15 protein-coding genes are annotated in these 14,798 nt (G+C 39.5%); 8 read left to right on the top strand and 7 right to left on the bottom strand.

Going from position 1 to position 14,798, the window contains the following annotated elements; genetic code table 11:
• The first annotated feature begins 363 nt into the window (after positions 1 to 363).
• The 3 genes from JM64_RS05035 to dapA are packed head-to-tail and all read left to right on the top strand — an operon-like array spanning position 364 to position 3,050.
• Positions 364 to 1,380 (top strand): aspartate-semialdehyde dehydrogenase, encoded by a 1,017-nt coding sequence (locus JM64_RS05035; RefSeq protein ID WP_064011744.1) that lies wholly within the window; start codon positions 364 to 366, stop codon positions 1,378 to 1,380.
• The gene (gene dapF, locus JM64_RS05030) at positions 1,367 to 2,134 is read left to right on the top strand and encodes a diaminopimelate epimerase (RefSeq protein WP_064011743.1); all 768 of its coding nucleotides are present in this window, start codon (positions 1,367 to 1,369) and stop codon (positions 2,132 to 2,134) included. The genes JM64_RS05035 and dapF overlap by 14 nt, the downstream gene beginning before the upstream one ends.
• 19 nt (positions 2,135 to 2,153) lie before the next feature.
• Positions 2,154 to 3,050 carry a 4-hydroxy-tetrahydrodipicolinate synthase gene (gene dapA / locus JM64_RS05025; RefSeq protein ID WP_064012527.1) on the top strand — a complete coding sequence of 299 codons (897 nt, stop codon included), beginning with the start codon at positions 2,154 to 2,156 and terminating at the stop codon, positions 3,048 to 3,050.
• Here the strand turns inward: dapA and JM64_RS10010 are convergent.
• A complete protein-coding gene (locus JM64_RS10010; RefSeq protein WP_064011742.1) occupies positions 3,024 to 3,974 on the bottom strand; it encodes a DDE-type integrase/transposase/recombinase in 951 nt (316 codons plus the stop codon). The genes dapA and JM64_RS10010 overlap by 27 nt on opposite strands.
• A gap of 148 nt (positions 3,975 to 4,122) precedes the next feature.
• Here JM64_RS10010 and JM64_RS05015 point away from each other — a divergent pair, with 148 nt between their 5' ends.
• Genes JM64_RS05015 through JM64_RS05005 form a run of 3 tightly spaced genes read left to right on the top strand, consistent with a single transcriptional unit; the run spans position 4,123 to position 6,801 of the window.
• Complete coding sequence (locus tag JM64_RS05015; protein ID WP_064012526.1) at positions 4,123 to 4,779, top strand: 4-hydroxy-tetrahydrodipicolinate reductase; 657 nt, start codon at positions 4,123 to 4,125, stop codon at positions 4,777 to 4,779.
• A 20-nt stretch (positions 4,780 to 4,799) separates the two neighbouring features.
• The gene (dapD, locus tag JM64_RS05010) at positions 4,800 to 5,546 is read left to right on the top strand and encodes a 2,3,4,5-tetrahydropyridine-2,6-dicarboxylate N-acetyltransferase (RefSeq protein ID WP_064011741.1); all 747 of its coding nucleotides are present in this window, start codon (positions 4,800 to 4,802) and stop codon (positions 5,544 to 5,546) included.
• On the top strand, positions 5,488 to 6,801 hold the full coding sequence (locus tag JM64_RS05005; RefSeq protein ID WP_409976122.1) for an aspartate kinase: 1,314 nt from the start codon (positions 5,488 to 5,490) through the stop codon (positions 6,799 to 6,801). Before dapD ends, JM64_RS05005 begins: the two co-directional genes overlap by 59 nt.
• A gap of 18 nt (positions 6,802 to 6,819) precedes the next feature.
• Here JM64_RS05005 and JM64_RS10005 read toward each other — a convergent pair whose 3' ends face one another.
• Positions 6,820 to 7,761 carry a DDE-type integrase/transposase/recombinase gene (locus JM64_RS10005; RefSeq protein WP_064011740.1) on the bottom strand — a complete coding sequence of 314 codons (942 nt, stop codon included), beginning with the start codon at positions 7,759 to 7,761 and terminating at the stop codon, positions 6,820 to 6,822.
• 124 nt (positions 7,762 to 7,885) lie between these two features.
• Here JM64_RS10005 and JM64_RS04995 point away from each other — a divergent pair, with 124 nt between their 5' ends.
• Complete coding sequence (locus tag JM64_RS04995) at positions 7,886 to 9,025, top strand: aspartate aminotransferase family protein (RefSeq protein ID WP_082868305.1); 1,140 nt, start codon at positions 7,886 to 7,888, stop codon at positions 9,023 to 9,025.
• On the opposite strand, the gene JM64_RS04990 is transcribed toward JM64_RS04995, so the two are convergent.
• The 5 genes from JM64_RS04990 to JM64_RS04970 all read right to left on the bottom strand — a co-directional run bounded on the left by JM64_RS04990 (position 9,022) and on the right by JM64_RS04970 (position 13,396).
• On the bottom strand, positions 9,022 to 9,762 hold the full coding sequence (locus tag JM64_RS04990) for an energy-coupling factor transporter transmembrane component T family protein (protein WP_064011739.1): 741 nt from the start codon (positions 9,760 to 9,762) through the stop codon (positions 9,022 to 9,024). The genes JM64_RS04995 and JM64_RS04990 overlap by 4 nt on opposite strands.
• Positions 9,763 to 9,800: 38 nt before the next feature.
• Entirely contained in the window at positions 9,801 to 10,388 is a 588-nt protein-coding gene (locus tag JM64_RS04985) for a hypothetical protein (RefSeq protein WP_064011738.1), read from the bottom strand.
• 24 nt (positions 10,389 to 10,412) lie between these two features.
• Positions 10,413 to 11,171 (bottom strand): SAM hydrolase/SAM-dependent halogenase family protein, encoded by a 759-nt coding sequence (locus tag JM64_RS04980; protein WP_064011737.1) that lies wholly within the window; start codon positions 11,169 to 11,171, stop codon positions 10,413 to 10,415.
• Between the two features lie 54 nt (positions 11,172 to 11,225).
• Positions 11,226 to 12,347 (bottom strand): M20 metallopeptidase family protein, encoded by a 1,122-nt coding sequence (locus JM64_RS04975; RefSeq protein WP_082868304.1) that lies wholly within the window; start codon positions 12,345 to 12,347, stop codon positions 11,226 to 11,228.
• Positions 12,348 to 12,508: 161 nt separating this feature from the next.
• Positions 12,509 to 13,396, bottom strand: coding sequence for a VCBS repeat-containing protein (locus JM64_RS04970; protein ID WP_064011736.1), 888 nt, complete (start codon positions 13,394 to 13,396; stop codon positions 12,509 to 12,511).
• A 199-nt stretch (positions 13,397 to 13,595) separates the two neighbouring features.
• On the opposite strand from JM64_RS04970, the gene JM64_RS04965 reads away from it, so the two are divergent.
• Positions 13,596 to 14,774 (top strand): alpha/beta hydrolase-fold protein, encoded by a 1,179-nt coding sequence (locus tag JM64_RS04965; RefSeq protein ID WP_064011735.1) that lies wholly within the window; start codon positions 13,596 to 13,598, stop codon positions 14,772 to 14,774.
• Positions 14,775 to 14,798 lie beyond the last annotated feature (24 nt).

The raw sequence follows: 14,798 nt of genomic DNA, 5'->3' as shown, positions 1-14,798 counted from the left end.
TGTATTGACAAGGTATGGTAGTTTTGTGATATAATAAAGCCAAATATGTTACGTTAGAAAAAGTGAGAAAAAACAAGTAAAACAGAGATTTAATGAGATTGAGTCAGGAGGACATCATAACGTGCTTGATTATCAAAATTTATCAATTGAGAACTTCATGAACGTTGAAATCAATATGAAATCTAAAGCTAAACGCAGCTGCCCGCTTTATGGTGGTCAGCTTGCGTTTGGCTTGGGATAAAAACCCACGCAAGCCAGTAACAAAAGACTACCATAGGCGGGCTACAGTGAAAAACTGTAGCCCGCTTTTTTTATTAGGCTTACAAATTCTCCAATCCATCATAAAAAAAGGAGGTATCAGTTATGGGGTTCAAAGTCGGTGTTGTAGGAGCAACAGGAGCGGTTGGAAGAACGATGGTTGAGGTTCTTGAAAAAAGTGAGGTTCCAGTTTCCGAACTCAGACTCTTTGCATCGGAAAGGTCAGCCGGTCAAACTTTAACGTTCAAAGGTGTACAAGTGAAGGTCGAGGTTCTTACAGAAGAAGCTATGAGGGAAGGTTTTGACTATTTGCTTTTCTCAGCTGGTGCAGATGTTTCAAGAAGATACGCACCGATTGCAGCACAAGCGGGAACAACGGTGATTGATAACTCATCTGCGTTTAGAATGGTCCCAGAAATTCCGCTTGTTGTTCCGGAAATAAACGGGAAGCTGCTAAAGGGATACCATGGAATCGTTGCAAACCCGAATTGTTCAACTATTCAAATGGTCTTAGCACTCTACAGAGTACATGATAGATACCATCTGCACGAGATATTTGTCTCAACATACCAGGCTGTTTCTGGAGCAGGTCATAAGGCAGTTGTTGAATACGAAAGGCAACTTGCCGGTGATACAACACATGCAGTTTTCCCAAGACAGATTGCCCACAACGTCATTCCACTTATAGGCGATTTAAAAGATGATATATCTCAAGAGGAGTGGAAGATGATAAACGAAACAAGGAAAATATTGAATTCAAGGTCTATCGCTGTATTCCCAACAACTGTAAGGGTTCCTGTTAGAGTGGGACATTCGGAAAGTGTTGTAGCTCGAACTCTCTTCCCAATAATGTCAAAAGAAGACTTAGTAGAAACTATTGCCTCAGGTGAGGATGTAATACTTCATGACGATATCGTTACGCCAGTAGAAGTAGCTGGTGATGACTACGTCCACGTCGGTAGGATAAGACTCTTTGATGCGCACACCTTTGGATTGTGGGTTGTGGCAGATAACCTCAGAGTTGGAGCTGCAACGAATGCTGTTAGGATTCTGAAGCTACATAGTCAGTTGAATTCTGATTTAGTTTTTGAAAGCGAGGCGAAGGAAGTTGAGGGAAGATGAGTTAAGAAACCTTGGAGTTAGTTTAATTTGCAAATATTCGGCGGCAGGTAATACTTTTGTCATTATCGATGCAACGAAGACAACTCTAAACGATGTGGCAAAGGAAAAGATTGTGCTCGAAGTTGTTGAAGACAGAGATGGAGTTATCTTTGTTGAACAACATAGTAAGCGGTTCTTTATGGATTATTTTAACAGAGACGGAAAACGAGCAACTTTTTGTGGAAATGGTGCAAGAGCGTTTCTGAAATTTCTCTCAGAGTATTTCGACGCTTTTGGGAAAATCAGCATAGAAACAAACGCAGGCGTGCTTGTTGGATACATTGGAGAAAGAATTTCTGTCCAAATGCCAGACCCTGTTGTTAATTATTTCGTGCCTCAAGAAGAACTTTCGGGTTTCGAAGGGATATTGATTACAGTAGGTGTACCACACCTTGTTATGAACGTCGGAAAAGCAATTTGGAGGTTCGATATGGAAATTGCAAGGATGCTTAGACATAAGTTCGATGCCAATGTTAATTTGTTTAATGTATTAGACGCCAGTACCTTTGAGATTAGGACTTTTGAACGAGGTGTTGAAAGAGAAACATTATCCTGCGGTTCAGGGACGACGGCAACAGCGTGTTTCGTTAAGTATTATATTCTTAGCGATAACAAAATACCAGACAAATTAACAGCTCAAACAAAAGGCGGAATTCTCAATGTCATTTTTGAGAGTGATGGAATCTATTTGGAAGGGGGAGTCGAACATGAGTAATTCATCAGGTCAGATGCGTATGTTTCACGGGGTTGGAACTGCGATAGTAACACCGTTCATTAACGGTGAGGTTGATTACGAAAGTTATGAAAGGATTGTGAGATGGCAGGTTGAAAATGGTGTAAGTGCTATCATCGTTGCTGGAACAACAGGAGAAGGTGCTACTTTGACAGCTGAAGAAAGAGAACGTTTAACAGCGTTAACAAAGGAAATTTGCGAAGGTAAGGCTCAAGTTATTGTTGGAACCGGGACCAATGATACGAAAAAGACTTTGGAACTCTCTTTAAGTGCTCAAAAGTTTGGTGCAGATGCCGTACTAATAGTTACTCCTTACTACAACAAACCCACACAAGAAGGTCTTTATGCACACTACAAGTATCTATCAGAACGCCTGGATGTCCCAATTATCATCTACAACGTTCCCTCCCGAACCGGTGTGAATATATCTCCTGAGACCGTGGCACGCTTGGCAGTGGAGTGTCGAAATATAAAAGCGATAAAGGAAGCTAACCCTGATGTTGCTCAATCCGATGAGATTTACAGACTGACAAAGGACCTTGATTTCTACATCTACTCTGGGAACGATGACAGAGCATTCCATATGATATGCGCAGGTGCCAAGGGAGTTATTTCTGTAGCCTCGAACGTTGTTCCCGCTCGGATGGTAGAGATGGTCAATGCAATCTTTTCAGGTGACATCTCAAAAGCCCTCAAAATTCACATGGAGCTCATCCCATTGTTCAAAGCCCTTTTCATAGAAACCAATCCACTTCCTGTTAAAGCGGCTATGCACTTGATGAGATTACTCAACAACGAGTTTAGACTACCGCTTGTTCCTCCAAAGGAATCAACTGTGGAAAAATTGAGGGGGATTCTTAAGGAGATAGTGTTAACTTGTAGTGATGAAAGAGTGTAAGTGTGAAAGAATGAGATTGATATTACCATTGTGCGTTTTCCAAAGATTCTTCACTACACAAAATCCTTGAATATATTTCGCTAAATTCTTCGTATTCTTCAGCCCTCGCTTGAGTCGGAAAAAGTCTTTCAACAATGAAAACTTAGATTCACATTGATTGTTTTTACCGAGCGGTACCACTACGTGATTGATATTTCTGAACAACAGCTTTACTGCACTTTCATATGCACCAAGTCCATCAGTAATAAGTTCAATGTTTCTAGGTTTTGAATTACCAAAGAACTTCTCGAGCAATACTTTGACTTGTCCCATATCACGATACTTTGAGACATGCCAACAAAGAATTAAGTTAGTTTCGTGATCAACTAATAGCCAAACATAGTACTTTTGTTCTTTGAACACAAGAACAGTTTCATCAGCATGAACTGAGAAAACATTTTCGATGGTAAATGTTGGAAAAAGTACAGAGAATAAAGTACACAATTTAATAACCCATTTGTATATGGTGACATGAGATACTTTGATATTAAGAGAATGAGCAAGAGAGCGATAAGACATATTGTGTTTCATATACAAAACAAAAGCCTTTAAGACGAAAAAGATAGGGAAGCGGAAATATTTAAATTTCTCAGGAATAAGGGTGACTGGTTCGGGGAGGTTAAAAGGTACTCTATCTTTGGTACGACAAGCTCTACAACGGAAGACAACGAAAGAGCGACGGACTTTGTAAATTTGCATAGATTTACCACAAGAAGTGCATTTGGGATAAGGGAAAGAGAAGTTTTTGCGTTTGTGAGAATGGGAAAGTTTGAAAGAATGATGGCAGGCTTTGCAAAGGAATTGTTGGTTACCGTATTTGTCGTGACCGTTTTTGTATAGGCTGGTGGAATCGCATTTGGGACAAGAGAGTGTTGAGTTGTTCATATCGGGATACCTCCTTTGTCAAAAGTTGGTTGGGGGGTGTCCCCTCTTTATAAGGATAATGCGGTTTTTGGAAAGTTTCAATACTTTTAGTTAACATTATCCTTAAGGAACTGGGGGTGATAGAATGAATAGACCAAACACAGTGAACATAAGATACGGTTTAGTGGGTGCAAACGGGAAGATGGGTGTGGAAATTCAAAGTTATTTCTCTTCGTTAGGTGATTTATGCGTTTTGAGAAAAGATAGAGGGGTTCTTGAAGAAATTGAGCGACCGCAAGTAATAATTGATTTTTCATCACCTGATGCTGTTTTTGAAACAGTTGAACTGTGCAGAAAATACAGCTGTGGACTTGTGATAGGTACAACCGCGCTAACCGAAGAACATTTTTCAAGATTGAAAGAACTATCAGAACATGTTCCCGTGGTTCAAAGTTATAACTTTTCAACAGGAATCGCTATCTTAAAAAGAATTATAAAGGAATATGCGAGCTATTTCGAAGATTGGGACGCAGCTATGGTTGAAATTCATCATAACCAGAAAAAGGATGCTCCATCCGGGACTGCCAAGATGCTTAAGCAAGCTTTGGGCAGGGAGATACCAATAAGCTCTATAAGAGTTGGTGGAATCTTTGGTGAACATACGTTGATTTTTTCTAACTCAGGTGAAACTGTTGAAATTACGCATAGAGCTTTATCAAGAAGGGCGTTTGTGATAGGTGTAAGAAATGCTGCACTGTTTGTTCTGGGAAAAGAAAAGGGCTTTTTTAGCTACGATGACGTTTTGGAATCTGCGCAAGCCAGATAACGGTGAGTGGAGGGGTTAGGATGGTTTTTAAAAAGAGTGCAAGAGAATTAACAAGTGAAGAAATTATCGAGATTATTGCGAAAAGCAAGAAAAGGGACCTGGTAAGGGTGTACATTTCAGGAAGATTAGATAGTGTTGATTTTAGCAAGTACAAATCTGAAGAATTTGAATTTGATTTCGTTGTCGGGAAAGATTTTGGAGTACTATTTGGGGATTTTGAAGCCATCTCACAGGTGCTTAGAAATGAAGGAATTGAAAAATACAAAGTGGAGTACATTGCTAGGAATTCAGCAATTCCGCTGGCAGATATATCCCGATTCAACGCGAGGATAGAGCCAGGTGCAATTATCCGCGAGCTCGTTGAAATTGGTGACAGGGCTGTTGTAATGATGGGGGCTGTTATAAATATTGGCGCTGTAATCGGTGAGGGGACAATGATTGACATGAACGCTGTAATTGGTGCACGGGCCCGAATTGGAAAGTATTGTCATATAGGTGCTGGTACTGTTGTGGCAGGCGTTGTTGAACCACCAAGTGCTACACCTGTTGTCATTGAGGACTATGTGCTCGTTGGGGCGAACGCTGTGATTTTGGAAGGCGTAAGAATAGGACATCATGCCGTTGTTGCCGCCGGTGCGGTTGTTGTTAATAATGTGGAGCCTTACACTGTTGTTGCAGGCGTTCCAGCTAAGGTAATCAAAAAAGTTGATGAAAAGACAGCTAATAAGACACAAATTTTGGAAAGTCTCAGAGAAATTAACAAGTAAGATATTCAAAGAGCAGGTGGGTGAGGAAAAATTGGCGAAGGACATTATTCAAAATAGAATAGTTGTTCAAAAGTATGGAGGCTCATCGGTAGCTGACCCGGACAGAATCAGAAACGTTGCACGCAGAATAGCAAAGAAAGTCCAAGAAGGTTACAAAGTGGTGACCGTTGTCTCTGCAATGGGTAAGACAACTGACAGTTTAATTTCACTTGCCAAGAGCGTGTCAAGTAAACCTGATGAACGAGAGTTAGATATGTTACTGACAACAGGCGAACAAGCTTCTTGTGCTCTTGTTGCAATGGCATTAAAAGATTTAGGAGTAAATGCTATTTCGCTAAATGCATTCCAGGTAAAGATTTTGACAACGAAAAACCACAACAATGCTAGAATATTAGACATTAGCACGAAAAAGTTGAAAGATTATCTAGATATTTACGACGTGCTTGTGATAACCGGTTTCCAGGGAATTACCGAAGACGAGCATCTTACAACACTTGGTAGAGGTGGTTCCGATACCTCGGCGGTAGCTTTGGCTGCCAAATTAAGGTGCGATTGTGAGATTTACAGTGATGTTGCAGGTGTTTATACGTGTGACCCAAAGCTTTATCCTGAGACAAAGAAACTCAAGTATGTTACGTACGATGATATGCTTGAGATGGCAGCAACGGGTGCAAAAGTACTACATTCACGTTCAGTTGAAATAGCCAAGAAATACAACGTGCGAGTGTACTGTGGTTCATCATTTAACGATGAGGAGGGAACTTGGGTGGTTGACAGAATACCTGAATGGCTTGAAGAGCCACTTGTTACAGGGGTTAGTTTGGACAAAAATCAGGTAAAGGTTTCTATAATGGACTTGCCAAATGATGCAAAAGTGGTAACGGATATCTTTAAGAGAGTTGCAGAGAAAGGGATAAACGTCGACATGATATCTCTTGTAAAGAACGGTACATCAACACATGTGTCGTTCACGGTCGTTCCTGAAAGGCTTGACAAAATAGAAGAACTGCTTAACGAAACACTTGCCGATTACGGCGCCAAATACCACTTCTATGGGAAATTTTCAAAAATTACGGTTGTTGGAACGGGTATGAGGTCTCATTACGGCGTTGCTTCGAAGCTTTTGGAAGTGCTTTCCGAACATGGTATTGAACCGGAGCTAATAACAACATCGGAAATCAAAATCTCCGTTTTGGTTCCAGAAAATGTGGCAGAAGAATTGGTGAAAAGTATTTGCAAGGCTTTTGATTTGTAAAATTGAAAAAAGATAGTGTTAACTTGTAGTGATGAAAGAATGCAGTTGTGAAAGAATGAGATTACCATTGTGCATTTTCCAAAGATTCTTCACTACACAAAATCCTTGAATATATTTCGCTAAATTCTTCGTATTCTTCAGCCCTCGCTTGAGTCGGAAAAAGTCTTTCAGTAATGAAAACTTAGATTCACACATGTTTTTACCGAGCGGTACTACTACGTGATTGATATTTCTAAACAACAGCTTTACTGCACTTTCATATGCACCAAGTCCATCAGTAATAAGTTCAATGTTTTTAGGTTTTGAATTACCAAAGAACTTCTCGAGCAACACTTTGACTTGTCCCATATCACGATACTTTGAGACATGCCAACAAAGAATTAAGTTAGTTTCGTGATCAACTAATAGCCAAACATAGTACTTTTGTTCTTTGAACACAAGAACAGTTTCATCAGCATGAACTGAGAAAACATTTTCGATGGTAAATGTTGGAAAAAGTACAGAGAATAAAGTACACAATTTAATAACCCATTTGTATATGGTGACATGAGATACTTTGATATTAAGAGAATGAGCAAGAGAGCGATAAGACATATTGTGTTTCATATACAAAACGAAAGCTTTTAAGATGAAGTAGATAGGAAAACGGAAATATTTAAATTTCTCAGGAATAAAAGTGACTGGTTCGGGGAGGTTAAAAGGTACTCTATCTTTGGTATGACGGGTTCTACAACGGAAGACAACGAAAGAGCGACGGACTTTGTAAATTTGCATAGATTTACCACAAGAAGTGCATTTGGGATAAGGGAAAGAGAAGTTTTTGCGTTTGTGAGAATGGGAAAGTTTGAAAGAATGATGGCAGAGTTTGCAAAGGAATTGTTGGTTACCGTATTTGTCATGACCGTTTTTGTACAAGCTGGTAGAACCGCATTTAGGACAAGAGAGCGTTGAGTTGTTCATACCGGGATACCTCCTTTTTCAAGAGATGGTTGGGGGGTGTCCCCTCTTTAAAGGATAATGCGGTTTTTGGAAAGTTTCAATACTTTTAGTTAACATTATCTGAAAAAATCGGGGAGGAATCTAAATGAACGTTTCGACAGAAGAGATATATATAGCTGGTACGTATAATAGGTACCCTATCAAAGTATCACACGCTAAAGGAATTTATGTTTGGGATAAAGATGGAAAATCTTACATCGATACATTCATGGGTATTGGTGTCCTTCTTTTTGGGCACAACCATGAGAGGATAATACATGCAATGAAAAGAAAGATGGAAAAATACGTTCACCTTTCAAACTTTTTCCTTGATGAGGATGCCTTGTTTGTTGCGCAAAGACTTGCCGAAGAAACGGGAAGATATGGAAAAGTTTTTTTCACAAACTCGGGTGCGGAAAGTACAGAATGTGCCCTAAAAGTTGTCAGAAAGGTCAAGAAGACGGGTAAGATACTTTCATTCGTTAGAAACTTTCATGGGAGGACTTTAAGTGCGTTGAGTGTGACTGGATTTGAAAATATAAGAAGTCAATTCATTAATGATGAAAACGTCGTTTTTCTTCCATATGATTATGAAACTGTAAAAAGATTTTTGGAAGAGGAAAAACACATAGCGGCGGTCTTTTTAGAAGTAGTACATGGTAGTGGTGGTTTAGATGTTATTCCGCAGGAGATTGTCCAGCTGGTATCAAACTACAAAAAAGAACATGGCTATCTCATCATAACTGATGAAGTCCAGAGTGGACTCGGCAGAACAGGAAAGTTTTATGCGTATCAGCACTTTTCAATCCAACCAGACATTGTCACTGTGGCAAAGGGTATTGGTGGCGGACTACCACTTGGAGCATGTATCATGCTTGAGGAATATGCTGATGTTTTTAAAACAGGTGAACACGGTTCTACTTTTGCTCCAAATCCATTAGCACTTGCTGCAGGAAAAGCGGTTTTGGAAATGATTGATGAGCATTTGTTAAACCATGTTGTAAAAACGGGTAAGTATTTTGAAGAACGTTTTTCAAACCTTGGAAATGTACTCGGTATGGGATTGATGAGGGGGTTAAAGCCGAAGTTGTCTGTCGATTCAAAATGGATAGAAAGGTTTATAAACCAAGGACTCTTGGTTAATATCTTAGCAAACGGTGTTGTAAGGTTCCTGCTACCACTAAATATAACCAGAGAGCAAATCGACGAGGTCTACAAGAGATTTTGTGAAGTTGTTGAGTGCTAAAATATACGCATTATTAAAACGCCAAGCAACAATCCTACATTAGCAATAAGGTATACTGCATCCCTTCTTGACCAGTTGAGTGTGTAGTAATGCGTTCTTTTCGTTATACCGTATTTTCGAGCCTGAAGCGCTAAGGATAGCTCTTCAGCTTTTCTTAATGAAGAAACTAACAAAGGAATTATTATGCTCGTAATTGCAGATAATTTGTTTCTGAGACCTTTTTCAGAATACTTTGCACCTCGAGATATCTGGGCTTTGATAATTCTGTCAGCTTCATCAAGGAGTATGGGAATGAAACGAATTGATATCGCAAGCATCATACCAAAATCTTCTCGCTGTTCGTCTTTTACACCGAAGTATTTAAGAATGTCCACGATACCTCGTGCTGTCAGCAGCGGAGGAGTTGTGTAAGTGAACATGGTGGCGAAAAGAAAGATGAGTGATAATCGAAGACCTATGTAAAGGCTGGAAGATATACCACCTATGAAATACTGAACAACAACAGCAAAGACTATCAAAAACCACATGCTTTTTAAACTTCTCAAGTAAACAACCGGCTTAATCCTTGATAGTGCCATGAATAAAACAAAGAAAGCCACTGGGATTATGTAACCTAAAAGATTCTTAACGAGCATAACACTGGTAACTTGAAAGAGCACAGAAATCATCTTTACTCTGGGGTCTAAGTTGTGAATCGGGGAGTTTTTTGGAATGTATTTTCCTATGGTCAGTTTCAATATAAATCACCTGCTCAACGTCGTTAGTGAAGTGAAAATTACTTGCTTGTGCTTAAACTTTTTGAATCTAAAAATGCGACGTATTCACTAATTATTTTCGCATAATAATTGAAGAACTTTACGGTGTAAATGTTATACTTATCCGACCTGCCATTATATGCAGATATCGCTCTTGCAAGGTCCCAATCAAATACGTAGCGCAAGGTTAAGTAGATGTATCGATACGCAATTTTCACTTGCCAGTCCGGATAATTGATGAGTTCTGCGTGATTTCTGTGTTGTTGTTTGAATTGCCTAACATCTTCGTAAAAATTAGCCACGTAAAAAACAGCATTTTCGTGGATTTGAAAGTAACCCACAGCCTTACCTTGGTCACCGAAAATGTTCATAAAATTTGTTTCCGTGAGACCAAAGGCAAGTATATATAAAGGATCCACACTCTTTGGAACAATCTTTGATTCCTCTTCCAAAGTTTTAGCCATGAGTTTTGCGTGGTTTTCTGGCACTTTGTGGGATGTTAAAAAAACATAGGCGAATTCAAAAAGTTCGCCTGCTATCACGACATTTGAGATTGATATCAGAAGTATTATCATTAAAATTTTGCTAATTGTTATGTGCCGCTTCATAGACCACCTCTTTTAATTCTTTTCTCAGAATATGATTTCTAGTTCACATCCTTCGAAACATTTAAACCGTTCTCTTGCGACTCCTTTGTTTACAGCGATTTCAATGTATCCTGTGCTATCTTCGTGGGCTAACAGTTCCCCTTCTTCTACATCCGCGTAAGTTTCAACAACAGGAACAAGAACGGCTTTATTTCCAACTTTTATTTTTACCTGTTCTTTGTCGGCAATCCAAGCAAAAGGTATATTTGTTTCTATGTTACCAAATCTATCGAAATAAGCTACTTCACCAGAGATACCTGTAGTACTCATATGAGCCTTTCGGTAAGGCACGGTAGCGTAATTTGGCAATCTCGTTCCCAAATCATCGAAAATACCTTTTGTGATATATGCAGCAGCTGGGGAGAAAATGTCACGTCCGTGGAATGTTTTTGACGTTCCAAAGTGATATTTTTTGTTCACAAGATCTACAATTTTTCTCGGCTGGTGTCTTTCCAAAACTAAAGTAAGAACACCATTGTCAGGGGCGACAAAATAGTACTTTTCTGTCTCGACAGCTATCGCTTTTCTGGCAGTTCCAACGCCGTAATCTACTACAATCAGGAAGACGGATTTCTCAGGGAAGTAGTCAACACTTCTGTCTAATATGTACATCGCTTCCCGCACGTTATACGGTGTGATATTGTGTGTAAGGTCTATAATTTCTGCGTCTGTTATCTGACGAATTACACCTTTGCAGATACCAACGTAGTGTGAATTACCCCAATCTGTCATGAATACAATCACACATGACACCTTCCTTTCTAATGCTTTTATTTTCTGCTGTTTTGTCTGAGGAACTTAAAATTGACTTTGCAGTTCAACTAACCATTTTACCATAAAATCAACAAGGTATGGAACAACCTCATCGTCCGGAAGGAACTTTGGGTTGTGTAACCCAACGATTTCGTTCTTAGTTCTAACACCCGCCCAAAACATTATAGATGGATATTTCATGGTGAAAAATCCGAAATCTTCACCCGTGTACTTCATCCCACAATCTATGAATTTATAAGAGTTTCTATTAAGGAAATCCTTGAAAACTTCAAATAGATTCGCATTGTTAACGACGGGTGGGTAAAGACTTCCTTTTTCCAGACTGCCTTCGTATTTCTCTGCCATCTTTTTCAATCTTTCGAAATTTTCCAGGACGATTTCAAGTGTCTCTCCACGGATAGAACCATCTATTTGTGCAAAATCTGCAACGGCATTCCGAACACTCCCACCAAATATTTTTCCGAAACCAGCCAACACCCTTTGACCTTTTGTTGCATTGTCAATAGGATTATCGTAGAACTCGGAAAGGAAACCTACCGCTTTTTTAATAGCGTCAATCCCTTTTTCTTTTTGTGCGATATGTGCTGATAATCCTTTGAATTTAGCTGTGACTTCCATTGCGCAAGCGAATAATGTTCCGTTGGTTGAAGCGAACTCGCCAAGTTCGTATTCATCTGTCACATGCAATGCCGTTGCGAATTTTACTTTGTACTTCTCTCTCATTTCATCGAGGACGAATTTCGCACCACCGATAGTTTCTTCAGCTGGCTGAAAGACAAAAACGTAATTTCCTTCAATGTTTTCTTCCAATACTTTCTTAATCACCCCATACATTACGGACATATGGATATCATGTCCGCATGCGTGCATAAAACCTTCGTTTTTAGAAGCGAATTCCCAACCGGTTTCTTCTTTTATAGGTAGTGCATCCATATCGGCTCGGTAAAGAACAGAAGGTTTCGTGGGTTCACGTTCGATTACAACCACTAGCCCTGTTTTAGCGACTTTTTCGTACTTCACTCCAAGCTTTTCCAACGCATCAGTAAGTATTTGTTGAGTGTTGTATTCGTTGAACGCGATTTCTGGAGACATATGAAGTTTATGTCTGAGTTCAACGGGTGAAATTGCATTCGACATGTTGACCATCCTTATCTCTCCTTTGAACGTTCAGATTGCGCTCTCTTTCATTAAAATTATACCAAAAATCAGAGAAAACAAAAAAGTCCACCTTTTCAGGTGGACAAAAGTTTTCGTAAGGTGAGGTTATGCGTACCAGCATAGAGGCATTAGGGTTGAAAGATAGGATTTTAGACTTTGAAATCGAACTGCCTAACTGTTCCAACGTTTCCATCTTCCGTAAGATAAATGCCGGTTCGTCTTACAACGGAGTCATAGTAATCAAATGGCGTGCTTACACTTCCAAGAAATATCGCTCCGACGCTTAAGTCAAGCAAACCGACAAGTTTTTCCTTCCCGTTTTCATCGGTTGTCCAAATCTTCAATTTTAGGAATTCTAAATCGTCCTCGTCTATCCAATTATCACCATCGCTATCCAACTTGGCGAGCTCAGAAAAGCCATCTTTTGTTACAGGACCTAACAATTCTGTTGCATCGTCTACTTTTCCATTTCCGTTCTTGTCGTATACCAATAGTCCTCTCCCACCGCCAATGTAGAATTTATCCAGTTCTCCATCGAAGTTCAAATCAATTTCTACTAATTGTTTTTTGCCATTTGGAGTTTTCAAATCAAGTATCAGAGGGTCTACAACCTTTCCATAAACCTTTTCGTAAGAATAGCTAAGCTGGAAAAGAGATAATTGTACGGAGAAATCGATAATTTTACCTTCTTTAGTTCTTACCTGACCACTCGCCGAGAAGTTCGAGTACTGAATGTTAAGCGTTTCTGCCTCGCTTTCAATTTCTGTGATATCTTGAGCATCTTTTTTAGTTACTGAAATTTCGTATTGAGGACCTGGTAGGTAAATTTTCAACTTCTTGCCCGTAAGTTTCTCAAGCATCATCTTTAATATCTTTATTTTGCTCAAAGTCTTTTCATCAATCATAGGTGCCTTCTCATGCACCGTAATTTCGATAGTCGAAGGAGCTCTGTATGTGCGAACCTTAGACGAGTTTCTAACATATTTCAAACTAAGGTTTTCGGAGGAAAGTGCCACGTTGTACTCTTCTATTCTCATTGTGTCACCACCATCCTTTGGGAATGACAGGTTAAGTTTTTCTAATTATATTATCGGAACATTAAACACAAGTTGTAGAGTGCCTATAGACGAAATTTGAAAAAACACGAATAGTATTTTTGTTCTACATGGAAGGTATGATATAATCTATGTAAAGTTACTTAATGAAAGTTTAACTTTATCACTTGGAGGGGTATTTATGAAGTGGAAGTTGCCAGGAACCTTTATCAAAAGGGGGTTACTTTTCGTTCTATTTATGGTCTTAGGTAGTTTCACGACAATATTTGGCTTCAAAGTTACATTTATCGTTGAGGTTCCGACTTACACACCTTTCGACGATGATATTTATATAGCAGGGACGTTTAACAACTGGAATCCAGGGGACCCAAAGCATAGGCTGGTTAGGTCGGGAGATACATACACAATAACACTCGAGCTGAGTGGTCCTATAGAATACAAATTCACACGGGGCTCCTGGGAAACAGTCGAGAAAGGTCAACGGGGTCAGGAGATACCGAACAGGGTGCTGAACGTGGACAGAGATATGGTTGTTAATATAACTGTGAATCATTGGAGGGATTTTGTGGAAAAACAACAGGCTGGTTTAAGAAAAACTTACACGGGAAACATAAAGCTCATAAAAGATTTTTACTCCCCTGAGTTAGGAAATAAAAGGGACATAATCATTTACCTTCCTCCAGACTACGAAACTTCAAATGAAAGATATCCTGTCTTGTATATGCACGATGGGCAGAACATTTTTGATGCATCAACTTCGTTCTCTGGAGTTGAGTGGGGAGCTGATGAGACTGCGGAAGATTTAATAAAGAAAGGGCTGATACGCCCCATCATAATTGTTGGCATATACAACACAGGTGCAGAGAGAATGAATGAGTATTCTCCGTGGGTTGATAGTAACTATGGTGGAGGGAAGGGGGACTCCTATGCTAAATTTATTGTGAATACGCTTAAGCCTTATATCGATGAGAACTTCAGAACTTTGTCAGATAGAGAAAATACCGCGATAATGGGCTCTTCTATGGGAGGGTTGATTTCTCTTTACATAGGTTTTGAATACAACGATGTCTTCTCAAAAGTTGGAGCGATGAGTCCTTCTGTGTGGTTTGCAAATAGACGGTTAATCGATTATATAAAGAGCGCTGAGGCAAAAGCTTTTACTATGATATATGTTGACATGGGGACAGCAGAAGGCTCTAATCCGGAAGCCCATTTAAATGATGCTCGTGAACTTTATAAGGTATTGATAACCAAGGAAAATCTTGATGTTATGTACGTAGAAGATAGGGGAGCACCACATTCGGAAAGTGCATGGGCAAGAAGATTACCAGAGGCTTTGTTGTATTTCTTTGGTAAATAAAACGGAAAAGCATAATTTGAGGTG

It is taken from the genome of Fervidobacterium pennivorans (assembly GCF_001644665.1).
GTDB lineage: Bacteria > Thermotogota > Thermotogae > Thermotogales > Fervidobacteriaceae > Fervidobacterium > Fervidobacterium ngatamarikiense.
Note: the sequence above shows the minus strand (reverse complement) of the source record. Positions and strands in the feature narration are given on the sequence as shown.

Bases quoted from the DNA above. Each gene is read 5' to 3' on its own strand.
- JM64_RS05005 (WP_409976122.1), top strand. From the start codon at position 5,488: ATGAAAAGACAGCTAATAAGACACAAATTTTGGAAAGTCTCAGAGAAA.
- dapD (WP_064011741.1), top strand. From the start codon at position 4,800: ATGGTTTTTAAAAAGAGTGCAAGAGAATTAACAAGTGAAGAAATTATC.
- JM64_RS04965 (WP_064011735.1), top strand. From the start codon at position 13,596: ATGAAGTGGAAGTTGCCAGGAACCTTTATCAAAAGGGGGTTACTTTTC.
- dapA (WP_064012527.1), top strand. From the start codon at position 2,154: ATGTTTCACGGGGTTGGAACTGCGATAGTAACACCGTTCATTAACGGT.
- JM64_RS10005 (WP_064011740.1), bottom strand. From the start codon at position 7,761: ATGAACAACTCAACGCTCTCTTGTCCTAAATGCGGTTCTACCAGCTTG.
- JM64_RS10010 (WP_064011742.1), bottom strand. From the start codon at position 3,974: ATGAACAACTCAACACTCTCTTGTCCCAAATGCGATTCCACCAGCCTA.
- JM64_RS04985 (WP_064011738.1), bottom strand. From the start codon at position 10,388: ATGAAGCGGCACATAACAATTAGCAAAATTTTAATGATAATACTTCTG.
- JM64_RS04970 (WP_064011736.1), bottom strand. From the start codon at position 13,396: ATGAGAATAGAAGAGTACAACGTGGCACTTTCCTCCGAAAACCTTAGT.
- JM64_RS04975 (WP_082868304.1), bottom strand. From the start codon at position 12,347: ATGGTCAACATGTCGAATGCAATTTCACCCGTTGAACTCAGACATAAA.
- JM64_RS04995 (WP_082868305.1), top strand. From the start codon at position 7,886: ATGAACGTTTCGACAGAAGAGATATATATAGCTGGTACGTATAATAGG.
- JM64_RS05035 (WP_064011744.1), top strand. From the start codon at position 364: ATGGGGTTCAAAGTCGGTGTTGTAGGAGCAACAGGAGCGGTTGGAAGA.